The 18,016-nt window shown below is 62.7% G+C and carries 16 protein-coding genes; 4 read left to right on the top strand and 12 right to left on the bottom strand.

Going from position 1 to position 18,016, the window contains the following annotated elements; translation table 11 throughout:
* Positions 1-305 precede the first annotated feature (305 nt).
* The 4 genes from fabA (at position 306) to UP09_RS09480 (ending at position 4,380) form a co-directional block, all read left to right on the top strand.
* Entirely contained in the window at positions 306-827 is a 522-nt protein-coding gene (gene fabA / locus UP09_RS09495) for a 3-hydroxyacyl-[acyl-carrier-protein] dehydratase FabA (protein ID WP_044537880.1), read from the top strand.
* Positions 828-870: 43 nt separating this feature from the next.
* Positions 871-2,094, top strand: a complete 1,224-nt coding sequence (gene fabB / locus UP09_RS09490) for a beta-ketoacyl-ACP synthase I (RefSeq protein ID WP_044537879.1) — start codon at positions 871-873, stop codon at positions 2,092-2,094.
* Between the two features lie 51 nt (positions 2,095-2,145).
* A complete protein-coding gene (fabV, locus tag UP09_RS09485; RefSeq protein WP_044537878.1) occupies positions 2,146-3,318 on the top strand; it encodes an enoyl-ACP reductase FabV in 1,173 nt (390 codons plus the stop codon).
* Between the two features lie 216 nt (positions 3,319-3,534).
* Complete coding sequence (locus tag UP09_RS09480; protein ID WP_044537877.1) at positions 3,535-4,380, top strand: hypothetical protein; 846 nt, start codon at positions 3,535-3,537, stop codon at positions 4,378-4,380.
* 109 nt (positions 4,381-4,489) lie between these two features.
* On the opposite strand, the gene UP09_RS09475 is transcribed toward UP09_RS09480, so the two are convergent.
* The 12 genes from UP09_RS09475 to rimP all read right to left on the bottom strand — a co-directional run bounded on the left by UP09_RS09475 (position 4,490) and on the right by rimP (position 17,781).
* On the bottom strand, positions 4,490-5,086 hold the full coding sequence (locus UP09_RS09475) for a glutathione S-transferase family protein (RefSeq protein ID WP_044537876.1): 597 nt from the start codon (positions 5,084-5,086) through the stop codon (positions 4,490-4,492).
* A gap of 6 nt (positions 5,087-5,092) precedes the next feature.
* Positions 5,093-5,923 carry a hypothetical protein gene (locus UP09_RS09470; RefSeq protein WP_044537875.1) on the bottom strand — a complete coding sequence of 277 codons (831 nt, stop codon included), beginning with the start codon at positions 5,921-5,923 and terminating at the stop codon, positions 5,093-5,095.
* A 78-nt stretch (positions 5,924-6,001) separates the two neighbouring features.
* Positions 6,002-6,454 carry a GNAT family N-acetyltransferase gene (locus UP09_RS09465; protein WP_044537874.1) on the bottom strand — a complete coding sequence of 151 codons (453 nt, stop codon included), beginning with the start codon at positions 6,452-6,454 and terminating at the stop codon, positions 6,002-6,004.
* A gap of 106 nt (positions 6,455-6,560) precedes the next feature.
* A complete protein-coding gene (locus UP09_RS09460) occupies positions 6,561-7,295 on the bottom strand; it encodes a superoxide dismutase (protein WP_044537873.1) in 735 nt (244 codons plus the stop codon).
* A 189-nt stretch (positions 7,296-7,484) separates the two neighbouring features.
* Entirely contained in the window at positions 7,485-9,641 is a 2,157-nt protein-coding gene (gene pnp / locus UP09_RS09455; protein WP_044537872.1) for a polyribonucleotide nucleotidyltransferase, read from the bottom strand.
* Between the two features lie 291 nt (positions 9,642-9,932).
* Positions 9,933-10,202, bottom strand: a complete 270-nt coding sequence (gene rpsO, locus UP09_RS09450; RefSeq protein ID WP_044537871.1) for a 30S ribosomal protein S15 — start codon at positions 10,200-10,202, stop codon at positions 9,933-9,935.
* Positions 10,203-10,204: 2 nt separating this feature from the next.
* A complete protein-coding gene (truB, locus tag UP09_RS09445) occupies positions 10,205-11,314 on the bottom strand; it encodes a tRNA pseudouridine(55) synthase TruB (protein WP_044537870.1) in 1,110 nt (369 codons plus the stop codon).
* A complete protein-coding gene (gene rbfA, locus UP09_RS09440; protein WP_044537869.1) occupies positions 11,314-11,724 on the bottom strand; it encodes a 30S ribosome-binding factor RbfA in 411 nt (136 codons plus the stop codon). The genes truB and rbfA overlap by 1 nt, the downstream gene beginning before the upstream one ends.
* A 149-nt stretch (positions 11,725-11,873) precedes the next feature.
* Positions 11,874-14,576: a translation initiation factor IF-2 gene (gene infB / locus UP09_RS09435; protein ID WP_044537868.1), complete on the bottom strand. Its 2,703-nt coding sequence runs from the start codon at positions 14,574-14,576 to the stop codon at positions 11,874-11,876.
* Between the two features lie 108 nt (positions 14,577-14,684).
* Entirely contained in the window at positions 14,685-15,371 is a 687-nt protein-coding gene (locus tag UP09_RS09430; protein ID WP_044537867.1) for an RNA-binding protein, read from the bottom strand.
* A gap of 16 nt (positions 15,372-15,387) precedes the next feature.
* Positions 15,388-17,007: a transcription termination factor NusA gene (gene nusA / locus UP09_RS09425; RefSeq protein ID WP_044537866.1), complete on the bottom strand. Its 1,620-nt coding sequence runs from the start codon at positions 17,005-17,007 to the stop codon at positions 15,388-15,390.
* A 3-nt stretch (positions 17,008-17,010) separates the two neighbouring features.
* Positions 17,011-17,781 carry a ribosome maturation factor RimP gene (gene rimP / locus UP09_RS09420; RefSeq protein WP_044537864.1) on the bottom strand — a complete coding sequence of 257 codons (771 nt, stop codon included), beginning with the start codon at positions 17,779-17,781 and terminating at the stop codon, positions 17,011-17,013.
* Between the last annotated feature and the right edge of the window lie 235 nt (positions 17,782-18,016).

The following is an 18,016-nucleotide window of genomic DNA, read 5'->3' as shown; positions in this document are numbered from 1 at the left end:
CGGACGATATTCCCGATAAATATAAAAAGGATGGCCATCAGATGCAAGTTTTTCGCAACTAGAACGAATCCAAGGTAAAGGCGAAACCCATGGAGAGGCCATGATTTCTCCCTTGAATCGCGCTTTGCCGCCTTGTTGGGCCTATGTTAGAGAGCGCGCGGACCACATATGCGCTTACGGCAGAGAGACCAAGGTCGGCAGCGTACCCAGGTAGCGCCAACGGACGGGATGTTCCCCGTTCCGTGGGAAGAGGGGTCCGGCTCCGGCAACAGCGCTTCATCGGGATATTTGAGAGGCTGAATAGGATGCTGGATCGGCGCGGCGGTTACGAATACGAAGATTTGCTGGCTTGCGGCCGGGGCGAGCTTTTCGGTCCCGGCAACGCCCAGCTGCCGCTGCCGCCGATGCTGATGTTTGACCGCATCAGCGAGATCTCGGAAACCGGCGGCGAGTACGGCAAGGGGCTGGTGCGCGCCGAGCTCGACGTGAAGCCCGATCTCTGGTTCTTCGGCTGTCATTTCAAGAACGATCCGGTGATGCCAGGCTGTCTTGGCCTCGATGCCATGTGGCAAATGGTCGGCTTTTACCTCGGCTGGGTCGGTGGTGAAGGTCGCGGCCGCGCGCTCGGCCTTGGCGAGTTGAAGTTCTCCGGCCAGGTGCTGCCGCACGTGCGCAAGGTTGTGTACAATATCGATATCAAGCGCGTGATGCGGTCAAAGCTTGTGCTTGGAATCGCAGACGGGTGGCTTTCCATGGACGGTGAGATTATTTATCGCGCCAAGGATCTGAAGGTCGGATTGTTCAAGCAGGGCACGGATCCATCTTGAGCGGGATCATCATGCGAGAGAATAACGGTAGGGCGAGGCGAACATGAGGCGGGTTGTCGTCACGGGGATGGGGATTGTCTCGTCCATCGGTAATAACACCCAGGAAGTGCTTGCGAGCCTTCACGAGGCGAAGTCGGGCATCACGCGTGCGGTAAAGGCCGCGGAGCTTGGTTTCCGTTCGCAGGTGCACGGAGCACCGACCCTCAATCCATCAGAGATGATCGATCGCCGCGCGATGCGGTTCCTCGCCGAAGGCGCCGCCTGGAATCACGTCGCAATGGAACAGGCGATCCGCGACTCCGGCCTCGAGGCGAACGAAGTCTCCAATATCCGCACCGGCATCATCATGGGATCGGGCGGACCATCGACACGGACCCTGGTGGAAGCTGCCGACATCGCGCGGACCAAGGGGCCGAAGCGGGTTGGCCCGTTCGCGGTGCCCAAGGGCATGTCGTCGACCGCATCCGCAACGCTCGCGACCTGGTTCAAGATCAAGGGTGTGAACTATTCGATCTCCTCGGCCTGTGCGACGTCGAACCATTGCATCGGCAATGCCTATGAGACGATCCAGATCGGCAAGCAGGACATCATCTTCGCCGGCGGCTGCGAGGAACTCGACTGGACGCTGTCGGTGCTGTTCGACGCCATGGGCGCGATGTCCTCGAAATACAACGATACGCCGGCCACCGCGTCGCGCCCCTACGACATCAGCCGCGACGGTTTTGTGATCGCAGGCGGCGCGGGTGTCGTGGTGCTGGAAGAGCTCGAGCATGCCAAGGCGCGCGGCGCGAAGATCTACGGCGAGATCGTCGGCTATGGCGCGACATCCGACGGTTACGACATGGTAGCGCCGTCGGGTGAGGGCGCCGAGCGCTGCATGCGCATGGCGATCGCGACGGTGGACACACCGATCGACTACATCAATCCGCACGCGACCTCGACGCCGGCCGGCGATCCGCCTGAGATGGAGGCAATCCGCAAGGTGTTCGGCGTCGGCGACAAGTGCCCGCCGATCTCGGCGACCAAGGCGCTGACCGGCCATTCGCTCGGCGCCACCGGCGTCCAGGAGGCTATCTACTCGCTGATGATGATGAACAACGGCTTCGTCTGCGAGAGCGCCCATATCACCGAGCTCGACCCTATCTTCGCCGACATGCCGATCGTGCGTAAGCGCATCGACAATGCCAAGCTCACGACCGTGCTGTCGAACTCGTTTGGTTTCGGCGGCACCAACGCGACGCTGGTGTTCAGGCGGCTGGACGCTTGATGTCGTCCTGACGTCTTTGGCGACTTTGCGACGATCCGAAACGGAGTGGGCATGATTATCGAACCGCGCGTGCGAGGTTTCATCTGCACGACGGCGCACCCTGTTGGCTGCGCCACTAATGTCCGCGACCAGATCGCTTATGTGCTCCGCAACGGTTCGATTGCGAACTGCCCTAAGCGTGTCGCCGTGCTGGGCTGTTCAACGGGCTACGGCCTCGCGAGCCGCATTGTCGCGACCTTCGCCGGCGGCGCAGACACCATCGGCGTATCGCTGGAGCGCGAGCCTTCGGAAAAGAGAACGGCCAGCGCCGGCTGGTACAACAACCGCGCCTTCGAGATCGAGGCTCGGAAGATCGGACGGTCGCCGCTCACGCTCGAGGGTGATGCGTTTTCCGACGAGATGAAGAAGACCTTCATCGCAAGTGTGCGTGAGAAGTTTGGGCAGCTCGACCTGCTGGTCTACAGTATGGCCGCTCCTGCCAGGACCGACCCGGACACCGGCACGACCCATCGCTCGGTCATCAAGCCGCTCGGCGCTCCGGTCGAGATCAAGACCCTCGACACTGAGACTGGCGAGGTCTTCCAGATGACCCTTGAGCCGGCAAGCGAAGATCAAACGGCCGCCACGGTCGTGGTGATGGGCGGCGATGACTGGAAGCGCTGGATCGATCAGCTCGCGGACGCCGGTGTGCTGGCGCCGGGCTTCCGGACGCTCAACTACACCTATATCGGCAGCGAATTGACCTGGCCGATCTACTGGAACGGCACTCTCGGTCGCGCCAAGGTAGATCTCGACAGCAAGGCCGAAGCGATTCGCGGCCGGCTTGGCCCCGACGCGGCCCGCGTAGTGGCGTTGAAGGCGGTGGTCACCCAGGCCAGTTCAGCCATTCCGGTGGTGCCGCTCTATGGCACGGTGCTGTTCAAGGTCATGAAGCAGCTCGGGCTCCACGAAGGATGTATCGAACAGATCGATCGCCTGTTCCGGACCCGCCTTGGCGCTGACGTCGAACTTGACGAGGCGCAGCGCATCAGAGTCGACGACTGGGAGTTGTCGCCCGAGGTTCAGGCAGAAGTGTCGCGACGCTGGCCGCTGCTGTCCACGGCAACGCTCGGCGAATTGGCGGACCTCGGCGAATACAAGAGCCAGTTCCTGCGCCTGTTCGGATTCGGCATCGACGGCGTCGACTACACGCAGGACGTGGATCCACGCGTCGTCACGGGCTAAACCGCTCGGAAGCAATCTTCATGGTATTGGAGACGGGGCAAGGCTACTCCGAAGGTCTATTAAGTAGGAATGCTATCCCGCGCAAATTCAAGCGAGCATTCCTCGATGACTAAGCGCCCAATTCACTGGCACCTTTATTGGGTCGAGTCTGATGGCTACGAAGATTGTTTCGTTGTTGCGCGAAACAGCCGAAGTGCTTGCTCGGTAGAATGCGAAATGAATGGTTTTGACCCGGACGAGGTCAAAGCCACAAGGATCATGCGCGTCACTGAACGCGCGGTGCGAGCCTATCGGCGAGGGAAAGAATTCAAGGAAAGACCGTGGCCTTGGTACGTATACGGAAAGAGATTCTTCGAACACCTAGGAGCTAATTTCAGGACGATTAAAGGTCAAGAGGAGATGCTTCTTGCAGATGTGGTCTACGAGGTTGACGAGTACGTACCGTGCAGCATGAGGAGAGTCAGGGATATCGGACAAGAAGCGCTTGATGAGCTAGAGGCGACTGCCGGGCTGGAGTATCACGACGAGGATATGTGGCCCGGATCTGAAATTCATCTCATTACAGCCCTTGGAATGTCTCTAGTACGTTGCCAGCAGATCGAAGATTACATTGCTAAATCGTTCCTTTTGGGAATTTCAAGGAAGCAGAAAAGCCAGTACACGACGATCGATGATTTAAGGAATGGGTGGAAGAAGAAGACGCTAGGAAATATGCTGCGCTGCATAGAGGAAGCTTGGGAAATCGAACCTTTGGTCAAGGCCAATTTTCAACTCTTTTTGGCGAACAGGAACGCGCTGGTACACGGTCTCACAACGAGCGAAAAATTCGACATTCGGACGCGGTGGGGGCAGCTCGAACTTTGGTCCTTCCTCAGATTTTTTGATATTCAATCTCGGATAGTCAAGCAGGCGTTTAGGGCAAGCTATTACGCCAGTATCCAGTTTGCGGTACAGCACTTCGGCACGCCAGACGGCATACCAAAGAAATTGTTCAACAAGAAGCAGATCGAGGAAATACGAATGTTCTTCGAGTTCTTTTCGCCGAAAGCCGAAGCTATTTGAAATCCAATTCGTTCGACTCACGTTCGTAATTCAGACCAAATAAGGCGCAATCCGAGCATCTTAATCGACCGAAGACTCCCGGGTTGCGCTTCGCTCCATCCGGGCGAGGCTACCCTGCCGCGATTGTCTCCGCGCGTTGGAATGCGGGCCGTGCCGCGCACCTATCGATATAGGCGTCGAATGACGGCCGTGGTGGCACCATCTTGAAGGCGCGCACCGCGAAGTTCAGCCCTGAGCCGATCGTGATGTCGGCGGCGGAGAACTGGTCGCCGAGGATCCACGGCCCCTTCTGAAGTTCGCTGTCGAGCACGTCGAACACCTGCTCGGCACTGCCCCACGCCGCCATGCGCGCGGGCACCTCGAGCTTGCTGAAGAGCTGGATCAATGCCGGCTCGATGCAACCAGGCGCGAAGAACAGCCATTGCAGGTATCGCGCGCGCTTCGGATCATCCGTGGCGGGCGCCAGTTTGGTCTCGGGATAGCGGTCGGCGATGTAGGCGCAGATTGCAGCCGCCTCGGCGAGCCCGGCGTCGCCATCGGTCAGCGCCGGCACCTTGCCCATCGGGTTGATCTTCAGGAAGTCCGGCGCCTTCTGCGCGCCCGTATTGATGTCGGTCAGCACGCGCTCGTAAGCTAGGCCTGATTCCTCCAGCAGCCAGATGGCGGAGAACGAGCGCGAGCGCGGCGACCAATAGAGCTTGATCATGTCGATCTATTCATCCTTGAGATAGGCGGGCATCGCCTTGTCGATCTGTTCCGCAACGAGGCCGCGGGTCTTCTCGCGCAGCGTCGCGCTGGAGGCCGCAGCCTCGGGAAGCTCGGGAAAGTCCGAATTGTCGAGATGCTTGAACGGGTTTTCCGTCATTCTCATGCTTTCGGAGAACCGGTTGCCCATGGTCGCCAGCGTGCGGTCGATCCTCGCATAGCTCCTGCCGTCGAGCAGTGTCAGCGCCACATTGGCGAACACATGCGAGTGCCTGAGCATCGAGCCGAGGCCCTGATTATAGGTGCCGATGCCGTCGAGACTGAGGTTGGTGTCCCGCGGATGCAACCTGAATTTGGTCACGACGAGATAGCGTTCGCAGTTCGCACTGGCTGTAAAGCTTTGCACGATCGCCGGGATGCCCTCGCTTGGATCCGGCAGCAAATGCGGCTTCGGATGGTAGAACGGGTCGAAGGCGCCCCTCGGATAGCTGATCCTGCGGACAGCGGGATCATTGCCGGTCGCCGCGCGAACCCGCGCGAAGACGAGGTCGTCGAGCCCCCAGTCGATCGGAACGATGATCGATTCGTTCCCGAAGATGGTCACGCCGTATTTTTGCACGGCGAATTGATTTCCGAGCACCGAGATCACGCCGAGCCGGCACGGACCGGTCTCCGCGACAACCGGTGGCTTCGCTGCCGCCGTGGCCTTCGGCGCCGCCTTCTTGGCGGCCGGTTTGACCGGGGCGGACGGTGTAGGCGATGCCGGAGGAGACTGGGCCCATCCCGCGGCGGCAAAACATGAGGCGAGGACGGCGGTGGCGACGAAACGACGGAACATGATTGACGAATGAAAGTTGATGCGACTGGCTGCTAAACTAGAGCGTGCGCCCCGGCACCGCAAGGCGAGCCGCAGCGCTTATCGCCTCTTCCACCGATAGTACTTCATCATCAGACCGTTCAGCGGATTGAGCTTCTCCCCCTCAAACACAAAACCTTCGCGCTCATACCAGCGCCACGCCTTTTCGTTTCCGACCGCGCAGCGCAGCCAGATTTCGTCGGGCAAGAGCTGGCGTGTGAAGGCAAGCAGCTGTCGCCCGACGCTTCTGCCGTGATAGGCCGGCGCGACGAAGAGCTGGTCGAGGTAGTTGTCGGAGAGATGCAGCGCCAGCATGCCGGCAAGCGTTGCCTGATCCTCGGCGACGAACAGGCTCCAGCCGCTTTCGACCTCTTCGCGCAAGCGTGCGCGCAGAGCGGTCAGCAGGACATCGCTGGCCTCGGCGAGGCCAGTCGAGACCCAGCTCTCCATCCAGACGCGGGCGATTTCGTCATATTCGTCCGGCCGGGCGGGGCGAATGGTGGGGAGCGTCATCGTGGATGTCTCATGGTGCGAAAGGCCCCGCGATCTCCCGCGAGGCCTTGATCGTGGCTTTCAGTTTACCGGATGACGTCGCGGCTGGCGAGCCGCGCAGCCGGGCTCAGACGCCGAGCGTCCCGGCCTTTGCCGCCGCATAGCGCTCGCCGACGGCCTTCCAGTTCACCGTATTCCACCACGCCTTGAGATAGTCCGGCCGGCGGTTCTGGTAGGTCAGATAATAGGCGTGTTCCCAGACGTCGTTGCCGAGCAACGCGCGCTTGCCGTCCATGATCGGGTTGTCCTGGTTCGGCCGCGTCTCGATCGCGAGCTTGCCGTCCTTGGTTACCGTGACGAAGACCCAACCGGAGCCGAACACGCGTCCGCCGGCTGCGTTGAAGTCGGTCTGGAATTTCTCGATGCCGCCGAGGTCGCGCTCGATCGCGGCGAGCACCTCGCCATCCGGCTTGCCGCCGTTCGGTCCCATGATCTGCCAGAACATCGTGTGGTTGGCGTGGCCGCCCAGATTGTTGCGCACGCCGGTGCGGACCGATTCCGGCAAATTAGCAAGATTGACGAGCACATCCGTGATCGGCTTGTCGGCGATCTGCGGATTGTCCTTGACGAAATTGTTCAAATTGGTGACGTAGGCTTGGTGATGCTTGTCGTGATGGATCTCCATCGTCTTGGCATCGATGTGCGGTTCGAACGCGGTCGTCGGATAAGTCAGCAGCGGGACCGAGAACGGCGCGGCCGCCGATGGCGTCGTTGCTTGCGCGAACACGAAGCGCGGAGCGGCGGCGGCCACTGCCGCCGTGGTTGCTGCTAACACAAGCTGGCGCCGGGATAGGGATGTCATCATTTCTCTCCTCACCTGAAGCTATGGGTCCGTCGTCGACAGAGCGCAGCGAAATACGCGCGAGACACCGTACGCAGTTTCGAAGACGGTCATTGTGACGCTGCGTCGGAATCGCGCATCGCCGGAGCATCGTAACAAACAAAAGGGCGGCCTTTCGGCCGCCCTTGGTCATTTCGTTCCAATCAGACTTTACTCGCCGGCGGCTTCGCGGGGCGCCGGTCCGTCGGTCTTCTGCTTGGCTTCGAGATCTTCGCCGGTCTGCTGGTCGACCGCCTTCATCGAGAGCCGGGTCTTGCCGCGATCGTCGAACCCGAGCAGCTTGACCTTGACCTTGTCGCCTTCCTTGACGACGTCCGAGGTCTTCTGCACGCGCGCCGAAGCGAGCTGGCTGATGTGGACCAGGCCGTCCTTGGCGCCGAAGAAGTTCACGAAAGCGCCGAACTCCATCACCTTGACGACGGTGCCGTCATAGATCAGGCCGATCTCCGGATCCGATGCGATCGACTTGATCCACTTGATCGCAGCCTTCATCGCCTCGCCATCGTTGGAGGCGACCTTCACGGTGCCATCGTCCTCGATGTTGACCTTGGCGCCGGTCTTCTCGACGATCTCGCGGATCACCTTGCCGCCGGTACCGATCACTTCACGGATCTTGTCGGTGGCGATCTTGAAGGTCTCGATGCGCGGCGCATATTCGCCGAGCTCGGCACGCGCGGCGGTCAGTGCCTTGGACATCTCACCCAGGATATGGATGCGGCCGTCCTTGGCCTGTCCGAGCGCGACCTTCATGATCTCCTCGGTGATGCCCTCGATCTTGATGTCCATCTGCAGCGAGGTGATGCCCAGCTCGGTGCCGGCGACCTTGAAGTCCATGTCGCCGAGATGATCCTCGTCACCGAGGATGTCCGAGAGCACCGCGAAGCGCTTGTCTTCGAGGATCAGGCCCATCGCGATACCCGCGGTCGGCCGCTTCAACGGCACGCCCGCATCCATCAACGCCAGCGAGGCGCCGCAGACCGAGGCCATTGACGACGAACCGTTCGACTCGGTGACCTCCGAGACGACGCGCACCGTGTAGGGGAACTCGTGATGCGGCGGCAGCACCGGATGGATCGCGCGCCAGGCGAGCTTGCCGTGGCCGATCTCGCGGCGCTTGGTGCCGCCGAGGCGACCGGTTTCACCGACCGAGTAGGGAGGGAAGTTGTAGTGCAGCAGGAACGTTTCCTTGTAGGTTCCCGCCAGCGCGTCGATGTACTGCTCGTCCTCACCGGTGCCGAGCGTGGTCACGACCATCGCCTGGGTCTCACCGCGGGTGAACAGCGCCGAACCATGGGCGCGCGGCAGGATGCCGGCTTCGGCGACGATGTTGCGCACGGTCTTGGCGTCACGGCCGTCGATGCGCTTGCCGGTGTCGAGGATGTTCCAGCGGACGATCTTGGCTTCGAGTTCCTTGAACACGCCGGCGACGCGCAGCTTGTCGTATTTCGGCTCCTGGCCTTCCGGGAAGAAGTGCGCGAGCACCTTTTCCTTGACCTTGCCGACCGCGGCATAGCGTTCCTGCTTCACCGGGAGCGCATAGGCCTTGCGGAGGTCCTGCTCGGCGAAACCAAGCATTTCCTTCTCGATCGCCGAATTGTCGATCGTGATGACCTCGCGCGGCTCCTTGGCGGCTTTCTCGGCGAGCTCGATGATCGCGTTGATGACCGGCTGGAAGTGGCGATGGCCGAACATGACCGCGCCGAGCATCACGTCTTCGTTGAGCTCCTTGGCTTCCGATTCGACCATCAGCACGGCGTCGGCGGTGCCGGCGACGACGAGGTCGAGCTGGGTTTCGGTCATCTCGTCCAGCGTCGGGTTGAGCACGTATTCGTCATTGGCGAAGCCGACGCGTGCTGCACCGATCGGGCCCTTGAAGGGTGCGCCGGACAGGGTCAGCGCGGCGGACGAAGCCACCAGCGCCACGATGTCAGGATCGTTCTCCATGTCGTGGGAGAGAACGGTGACGATCACCTGGGTCTCGTTGCGCCAGCCGTCGACGAACAGCGGGCGGATCGGGCGATCGATCAGGCGGGAGACCAGCGTCTCCTTTTCGGTCGGGCGTCCTTCGCGCTTGAAATAGCCGCCGGGGATGCGGCCCGCGGCATAGGTCTTCTCCTGGTAGTCGACCGTGAGCGGCAGGAAGTCGACGCCTTCGCGCGGCGTCTTCGCCGCCACGACGGTGGCGAGCACCACGGTCTCGCCATAGGTCGCCACCACGGCGCCGTCGGCCTGGCGGGCGATCTTGCCGGTTTCAAGCTTGAGGGGACGTCCACCCCAGTCGATCTCGACAGAATGCTTGTTGAACATTTTGGTCTTCTTTCATGGTTTCACGAAGGCACGGAGCCTGAAACGCAAAGACCATGCGCAAGACGGCTAGATACTGACGCGATCTGGCGATCAGTATCCGGCGATCCTGCCATGGTCTTTGGATTTCGGATGGCTTCCATCCCTTCGGTCATCTGGGCATCTTGCCCCGTCCGGCGGCCGGATTGCTGCTGGACGCTAGTGCGCATGATCATCTTTCGACAATTCGAAAGTCCGCTTTTCCGGAAGATCATACGAAAACGCGCGCGAACCGCGCGCGCGTGCTTCTCAACATCAACGACGGATGTTGTGCTTTTCGAGCAGCGCCTTGTAGCGCGCCTCGTCCTTCTTCTTGATGTAGTCGAGCAGGGAACGACGCGTCGACACGAGCTTCAGGAGGCCGCGGCGTGAATGATTGTCCTTCACGTGGGTCTTGAAGTGCTCGGTGAGGTTGGTGATGCGTTCCGTCAGGATCGCGACCTGGACCTCGGGCGAACCGGTGTCGCCGGTCTTGTTGGCATTGGTCTTGATGACTTCCGCTTTGCGTTCGGCGGTAATCGACATCGTCAAACACTTTCATTGTTGCGAACCGGACTGGCAGTCAGTCCGTTCAGGTTGAACACGCGCTTGGGGATGAGTTCGCCATTGCCAATTTCGGCGAGGGCCAGAAGCCGGCCTGCCACCGTGACATAGACTGTGCCGCTAGTATTGGGCGCATCCCGTCCGCGCAACAAAACGGCCTGGCCCCTATGGAGCCTTGCCGCATCAGCCCGTGTGACGGCCAGTGCCGGGATGTCGTCCAGCGCGGTCTCAACGGGCAAAAGCGCGTCGGCGAGGCTGCCCTCGCCCGACGCGGCTCTATTGCATAAAGCCTCTAACTGTTCCAGCGGAATCATGTCCGCTTCCGTGAACGGGCCGACAAGGGTCCGCCGCAGCGCGCAGATATGGCCGAAACAGCCAAGAATCCGGCCCATATCGCGGGCCAGTGCCCGCACATAGGTTCCCTTGCCGCACTCGGCCTCGAACACGGATTGGCCGTTATCTCCATGTTCCACAAGGATTAATTCGTGAATCTCGACCGGGCGGGGCTTCAGTTCCACGGTCTCGCCGTCACGCGCCAGATCATAGGCGCGCTCGCCCTGCACCTTGATCGCCGAATATTGCGGCGGGATCTGCTCGATCACCCCGGTGAAGCGGGGCAGCAGATCGCGGATCGAATCGGCGGTCGGCCTGACCTCGCTGGTCTTGACGGCGCGTCCCTCGGTGTCGTCGGTGTCGCGCTCCTCGCCCCACGACACCGTGAAGCGGTAGCGTTTGCGGCCGTCCATCACGAACGGCACCGTCTTGGTGGCTTCACCCAGGGCAATCGGCAAGCCGCCGGAGGCGAGCGGATCGAGCGTGCCGGCATGGCCCGCGCGCTTGGCGGAGAACAGCCGCTTGAGCACCGCGACCGCGTGCGTCGAGGTCATGCCGATCGGCTTGTCGAGCACGACCCAGCCGTGCACGTCACGCTTGTCGCGGCGCGGCTGCTGGTTCTGCTTGCCCTGCCTCGGGCGCGGATCGTTGTTCACCCGGCGCTGCTCGTCGCCGCGCGCTTCGGAAAAAATATTCCGCTCGGCGTCGCGCTTGTCGGCATCATCAGCGTCGATCGCGCTGCTGGTCGTCGTCACAGTCATCACTCGTCGTCCGAATCGGGTGCGAGGTCTCTCTGCACCGCAGGTGTTCGCAGTAATTTCTCGATACGTTCCGCTTCGTCGAATCGTTCATCGACGCGAAAGCGAATGTCAGGTGCGAATTTCAGGTTAACGCGATGCGCGATCTCGCCGCGCAGGAATTTCTTGTTGCGCTCGAGCGCGGCGATCACGACGTCGGTGTCGCGTCCGCCGAGCGGCATCACATAGACTGTGGCGAGCTTCAGGTCCGGCGACATACGCACCTCGGGAACGGTGATGATGTGGCCTTCGAGATCCGGATCGTGAACGTCACCTTGCGACAGAATATCGGCAACCGCATGGCGAACCGTTTCGCCGACGCGTAATTGTCGTTGCGAGCCGCCGGAGGCGGTGCTCTTGGTTTGGCGGGGCATGATCTTCTTCCAAAATCGTGATGCCCGCGGCCGACCACGGGCATCGATTCCCAAATTTTCAAATCAGGCAATGCGCGGGAGGCCGGACCAGGTCCGGCCACGCCGCGGCATTTTCAGCTAATGAACCAGGCGCTTCGTAAGATTTGGACTTACAGAGAGCGCTGGATCGTCTCGACGCGGTAGCATTCGATCACGTCGCCGGCACGCATGTCGCCGTAGTTCTCGAACGCCATGCCGCATTCCTGGCCGGAAACCACTTCCTTCACTTCATCCTTGAAGCGCTTCAGCGTCGAAAGCTTGCCCTCGTGCACCACGACGTTGTCGCGTATCAGGCGAACATTGGCGCCGCGCTCCACAGTGCCGTCGGTGACGCGGCAACCCGCGACCTTGCCGACCTTGGAAATGTTGAACACTTCCAGGATCAGTGCGTTGCCCAGCATGGTTTCGCGCAGCGTCGGCGCGAGCAGGCCGGACATCGCCTTTTTGATGTCATCCACCAGATCGTAGATGATGTTGTAGTAGCGGATCTCGATGCCGTTGCGCTTGGCCGCGGCCGCCGCTTCCTTGTTGGCGCGGACCGAGAAGCCGATGATGGCGGCGTTGAAGCCTTCCGCCAGCGTGACGTCGGATTCCGAGATGCCGCCGACGCCTGCATGCAGGATGCGGGCTGCGACTTCGTCGGTGCCGAGCTTCTCCAGCGAGCCCAGGATCGCTTCCAGCGAGCCCTGCACGTCGGCCTTGATGATCAGCGGGAAGTCCTTGCGGCCCGAAGTCTTGAGCTGCGACATCATCTGTTCGAGCGAGCCGCGCATGCCGGAAATCGAGGCCGCGGCGTTTTCGCGCTTCTGGTGGGCGCGATAGCTCGTGACCTGGCGGGCGCGGGCTTCGTTCTCGACGACAGCCAGACGATCGCCGGCTTCCGGCGGGCCGTTGAAGCCGAGCACCTCGACCGGCACCGACGGTCCGGCTTCGTCGATGGTTTCACCTTGATCGTTGATCAAAGCGCGGACCCGGCCCATCTCGGCGCCGGCGACGACGATGTCGCCGACCCGCAGCGTGCCGCGCTGGACCAGCACGGTCGCGACCGGACCGCGGCCGCGATCGAGCTTGGCTTCGATCACGGTGCCTTCCGCCGGACGCTCCGAATTGGTCTTCAGGTCGAGGATTTCGGCCTGCAGCGCGATCATTTCCAAGAGCTTGTCGAGATTGGTCTTGTTCTTGGCGGACACCTCGACGTCGACGACGTCGCCGCCGAGCGATTCGACCTGCACCTCGTACTGCAGCAGCTCGGTGCGCACCCGCTCGGGCTTCGCGTCGGGCTTGTCGATCTTGTTGATGGCGATGATCATCGGCACCTTCGCCGCCTTGGCGTGATTGATCGCCTCGATGGTCTGCGGCATGACGCCGTCATCGGCCGCGACCACCAGGATCACGATGTCGGTGACCTTGGCGCCGCGGGCGCGCATCGCGGTGAACGCGGCGTGGCCCGGCGTATCGATGAAGGTGATCTTCTTGCCGCTTTCTGGCGAAGTCACCTGGTAGGCACCGATATGCTGGGTGATGCCGCCGGCTTCGCCTGAGACCACGTTGGCGTGGCGCAGCGCGTCGAGCAGCGAGGTCTTGCCGTGGTCGACGTGGCCCATGACGGTGACCACGGGCGAACGCGGCTCGGTATCGGTGGAATTGTCGACGACGTCGAACAGGCCTTCTTCCACGTCGGAGGCGGCGACGCGCCTGACGCTGTGGCCCAATTCTTCGGCGATCAGCTGCGCGGTGTCGGCGTCGATCACGTCGGTGATCTTGTGCATCGCGCCCTGCTTCATCAGCATGCGGATGACCTCGACCGCGCGTTCCGCCATGCGGTTGGCGAGTTCCTGAATCGTGATCGCTTCGGGGATCACCACCTCGCGGATCAGCTTTTCCTTCGGTTCGTTCGCGGCATGACCCTTCAGACGCTGGGTACGGCGGCGGAACGAGGCGATCGAGCGCTCGCGCACGTCGTCGGCGGTGAGCGCGGTGACGACGGTGAGGCGGCCGCGCTGCTTCTGCGGGGCGGGCTTCTGGGTGGGCTTGGGCGCAACGACGGGGCGCACGGCGCCGCCGGGCCGGCGCACCAGACGCGGAGCTTCATCTTCCTCCGCCTCGGCGGCAACCGCCGGCGGCCTTCCCGGCGCGGCGGCCGTGGTGCGCACGGGCGCGGATGTCGTGGTGCGGCCCGGCGCAGACGTCGTGGTGCGGGCCGGCGTAGAACTGGTTGTCGGTCGGGGCGCGGTGCTGGTGGTGGCCGACGCTCCGGGCTTGGCCTCGCCTTCGCCAAAGCGGCGCTTGGCTTCGACCTCGGCCTTGCGCTTGGCCTCCTCTTCGTGGCGATGGCGCTCGTCTTCCGCCTTGCGGCGGACTTCGGCGGCCTCGCGCTCGGCCTTTTCGGCGACGTCGCGGATAGCGCGGCGCTTGGCTTCTTCTTCGGCAAGGTGGCGTTCCTCGACGTCGCGCTGCCTGGCGTCGGCCAGCGCGCTGGCGCGTGCGGAGCGCTCATCCTCGGTCAGCGTGCGCAGCACGACGCCCGATCCGGCATTGCGCTGCGGCTGACCTGACGCGCCACCGGGCCGGCCGGCCGGTGGCCTGGCGGGCGGGGGCGGTGCAGGCTTTGCAACCACGGGTTCCGGAGCGTGCGTCTCGCCGGGGCCATCGCCACCGACGCGGCGCTTGCCGCGCTTCTCGACCACGACCTGCTTGGTCCGGCCATGGCTGAAGCTCTGGCGCACGGTGCCCGTCTCGACGCGCGGCTTCAGCGACAACGTCTTGGTCGGAACACTCAGAGTCTTGTCGCCAGGGGATTTGGTATCAACCATTCAGCAGTCCTAATCTCGTTTCACTGTGCGTTTCCCGCACAAATCCTTCAACGCGTCGTCTTTTATTGAGCGTGATCCAGTCGGAAAGGCGATCTCCGCCTTCCTGGATCAAGCTCTGGAATTTCTGGCCGCTTCGGCGGTCTTGTCGTCGTCGGCCATCCGGTATCGAACCAGCATCTGGCAGCGCGACAGGAACGTCTTGCTCGCCGGGCCCGCGAGCAGGGCAGCATGTATCACATTTGACCGCCCAAGTGCCAAATCCAATTCTTCCGACGTCAAAACATTGACGGCGGCGATTACCGGCGATTCACCACGTTTTTCGTCCCTTTGCCGGGCGATCGCGTCCAATTTGCGGATTCCGTCGGCAGCGCCGTCGGAAGCGTGGATCAGGGCTGCGGTTTGGCCCGCCTTGAGCGCGTCCTCGACCTTGCTGAAGCCCGAAACGACCTGGCCGGCCTTGGCGGCCATCGCCAGTGCCTCGGTGAGGCTGCGCACCAGGAGTGCGTCGGTGTCAGTGGGGAGGGTCGGCGCGACGCGGACATCGCGCTTGAATCCCTTGCTAAATTGGTGACGACGGACGGCTTCCGCAACGCTTCGCCGCGATGCGGAAACCCACATTCCGCGGCCCGGCAGCTTGCGCTTGAGATCCGGGATCACCTCGCCCGTGGGGGCTACGACAAACCGGATCAGTTCGTCGATCGGATGCACCTCGCGGCTGACCGCGCACATCCGCGTGGTCGCGGACCTACCGGTCCGCGGCCCATCGTCGAGATCGGGGTCAGCTGATGCGAGCATCCGTTCGGCATCTCCTTTAAGCCGTTGCGTCGGCGTCGGCCTCAGCCTCAGCCTCTGCAGCAGCAGGCTTGGCGAGGTCGGCCTCGGTGATCCAGCCGGCCTTGACACGGGCCTGCATGATGATCGCCTCGGCCTCGTCGCGCGAAATCTCGATGCCGTCGAGGAACCCGGCATGCTTGGTCGGCTCGGCGCCTTCCTTGCGCTCGGTCCAGCCGACCAAATCGTCGGTGGCGCAGCCGGCGAGGTCCTCGACCGTCTTCACGTCGTTCTCGCCGAGCTTCACCAGCATCTTCGAGGTGACGCCGGGAACCGTCTTCATGTCGTCGTCGACGCCGAGTTCCTTGCGCTTGGACTCCAGCTCGGCCTCGAGCTGCTCAAGATATTCCCGGGCGCGGGTCTGCAGTTCGGTGGCGGTCTCCTCGTCGAAGCCCTCGATGCCGGCGAGCTCCTTGATGTCGACCAGCGCGAGTTCCTCGACCGAGGTGAAGCCTTCGGAGGCCAGCAATTGGCCGACCACTTCGTCGACATTGAGCGCTTCCATGAACACCCGCGTCGAATTCTCGAAATCGGCCTGACGGCGCTCCGACTCCTCCTGCTCGGTCAGGATGTCGATGTCCCAGCCGGTGAGCTGCGAGGCAAGACGGACGTTCTGGCCGCGGCGGCCGATCGCCAGCGAGAGCTGGTTGTTGGTGTCGGGAACCACGACTTCGATGCGTTCGCGGTCCTCGTCGATCACGACCTTGGCGACCTCGGCCGGCGCCAGCGCGTTGACGACGAAGGTCGCGATATCGGGCGACCACGGAATGATGTCGATCTTTTCGCCCTGCAGCTCGTTCACCACGGCCTGCACGCGCGAACCGCGCATGCCGACGCAGGCGCCGACCGGGTCGACCGATGAGTCGCGGGAGATCACGCCGATCTTGGCGCGCGAGCCGGGATCGCGGGCAACCGCCTTGATCTCGACGATACCGTCGTAGATTTCAGGCACTTCCTGCGCGAACAGCTTTGCCATGAACTGCGGATGGGTGCGGGACAGGAATATCTGCGGCCCGCGGGTCTCGCGGCGGACGTCGAAAATATAGGCGCGGACGCGGTCGCCGTTGCGGAACACCTCGCGCGGCAGCATCTCGTCACGACGGACGATCGCTTCGCCGCGGCCGAGGTCGACGATCACGCTGCCATATTCGACGCGCTTGACGATGCCGTTGACGATGTCGCCGATGCGGTCCTTGAATTCCTGATACTGCCGGTCACGCTCGGCCTCGCGCACCTTCTGCACGATCACCTGCTTGGCGGATTGCGCGGCGATGCGGCCATATTCCAGCGGCGGCAGGGTGTCGGCGATGGTGTCGCCGACCTGGGCGCCCGGATTGGCGCGCTGCGCGTCGGCCAGCGAAATCTGGTTCGACGAGTTCTCGACGATGTCGACCACCAGCATGTGGCGCGATAGCCGAAGCTCGCCCTTCTTGGCGTCGATCTCGGCATGGACGTCGGTCTCGCTGCCGTAGCGGGCGCGGGCCGCTTTCGCGATGGCGTCTTCCATCGCCGCGATCACGATGGAGCGGTCGATCGACTTTTCGCGCGCAACTGCGTCTGCGATCTGCAGCAGTTCGAGTTTGTTGGCGCTGACTGCCATGGCTTAGTCTCCTTCGAATGGATCGGTCTCGCCTCGGCGCGCACGCACGGCGGCCAGACGGTGTTCTTTGGTGTTGGTCGGGGCCGGTTTCTTGCCGGGCTTTGGCTTCGGCTTCGGCTTGAAATTTATCGACGGATCGCTGTTCTTGGCGTGGGCCGGTTGCGGCGGCATGAGGCCAAGCTTGCGGTGCAATTCGCGCTCTGCGGCCCTGCCGCGGCGCATCGATTCCGCGATCAATTCGTCGGTCAGCACCAGCCGCGCTTCCGAAATGTCCTCCATCACCAGAAGGACCTCAGGGTCTTCGGCAGGGCGCGCGTCGTCGCGCCGCAAGTGCACCGCATTGCCTTCGATGCCGCCGAGCATGCCGCGGAACCGCTTGCGGCCCTGATGCGCGACCGCCATCTCGATCTTCACCAGATTGCCGCTGTAGCGCTCGAAGTCGGAGCGGCGTACCAGCGGGCGGTCGATGCCGGGCGAGGAGATTTCGAGGCGGTAAGCGCGCTCGATCGGGTCGGCGATATCGAGCACCGGTGACAATGCGTGCGAGATCGCCTCGCAATCCTCGAGCTGTATCGTGCCGTCGGGCCGTTCCGCCATGATCTGCACCGTGCAGCCGGCGCCGCCCGACACCGAGATGCGCACCAGACGATAGCCCATGCCTTGCAGCACGGGAGCCGCGACGGCAGCCACGCGCGCTGCCACACCCGGCTCGATGACGAGCCGCGGCTCGGAGAGCAGTTCGGCGTCCACGGACGTGGCGGTCGGATCGGTCATATCGAATGTCAAAGGCGGTCTGGTCTGTCGTGTTGCTCGGTGGGCCTTAAGGGGCCGCTAACGCTACCCAAACGAGGCCCGGCCCTGCCGGGTCCCTTCAGGTAATAAAAAAGAGCGGGTCCCGAGGGGCCCACTCTCAATACGCGATCGTATGAGAACCATAAGTTGCGGCCGATATAGCGCTTTTGCCACGATCCGGCAAGGCCTCCCGGCTTTGGAACGGGTGATTTTGCGG

It is taken from the genome of Bradyrhizobium sp. LTSP885 (assembly GCF_000938305.1).
In the GTDB taxonomy this organism is placed as follows: Bacteria; Pseudomonadota; Alphaproteobacteria; order Rhizobiales; family Xanthobacteraceae; genus Bradyrhizobium.
Note: the sequence above shows the minus strand (reverse complement) of the source record. Positions and strands in the feature narration are given on the sequence as shown.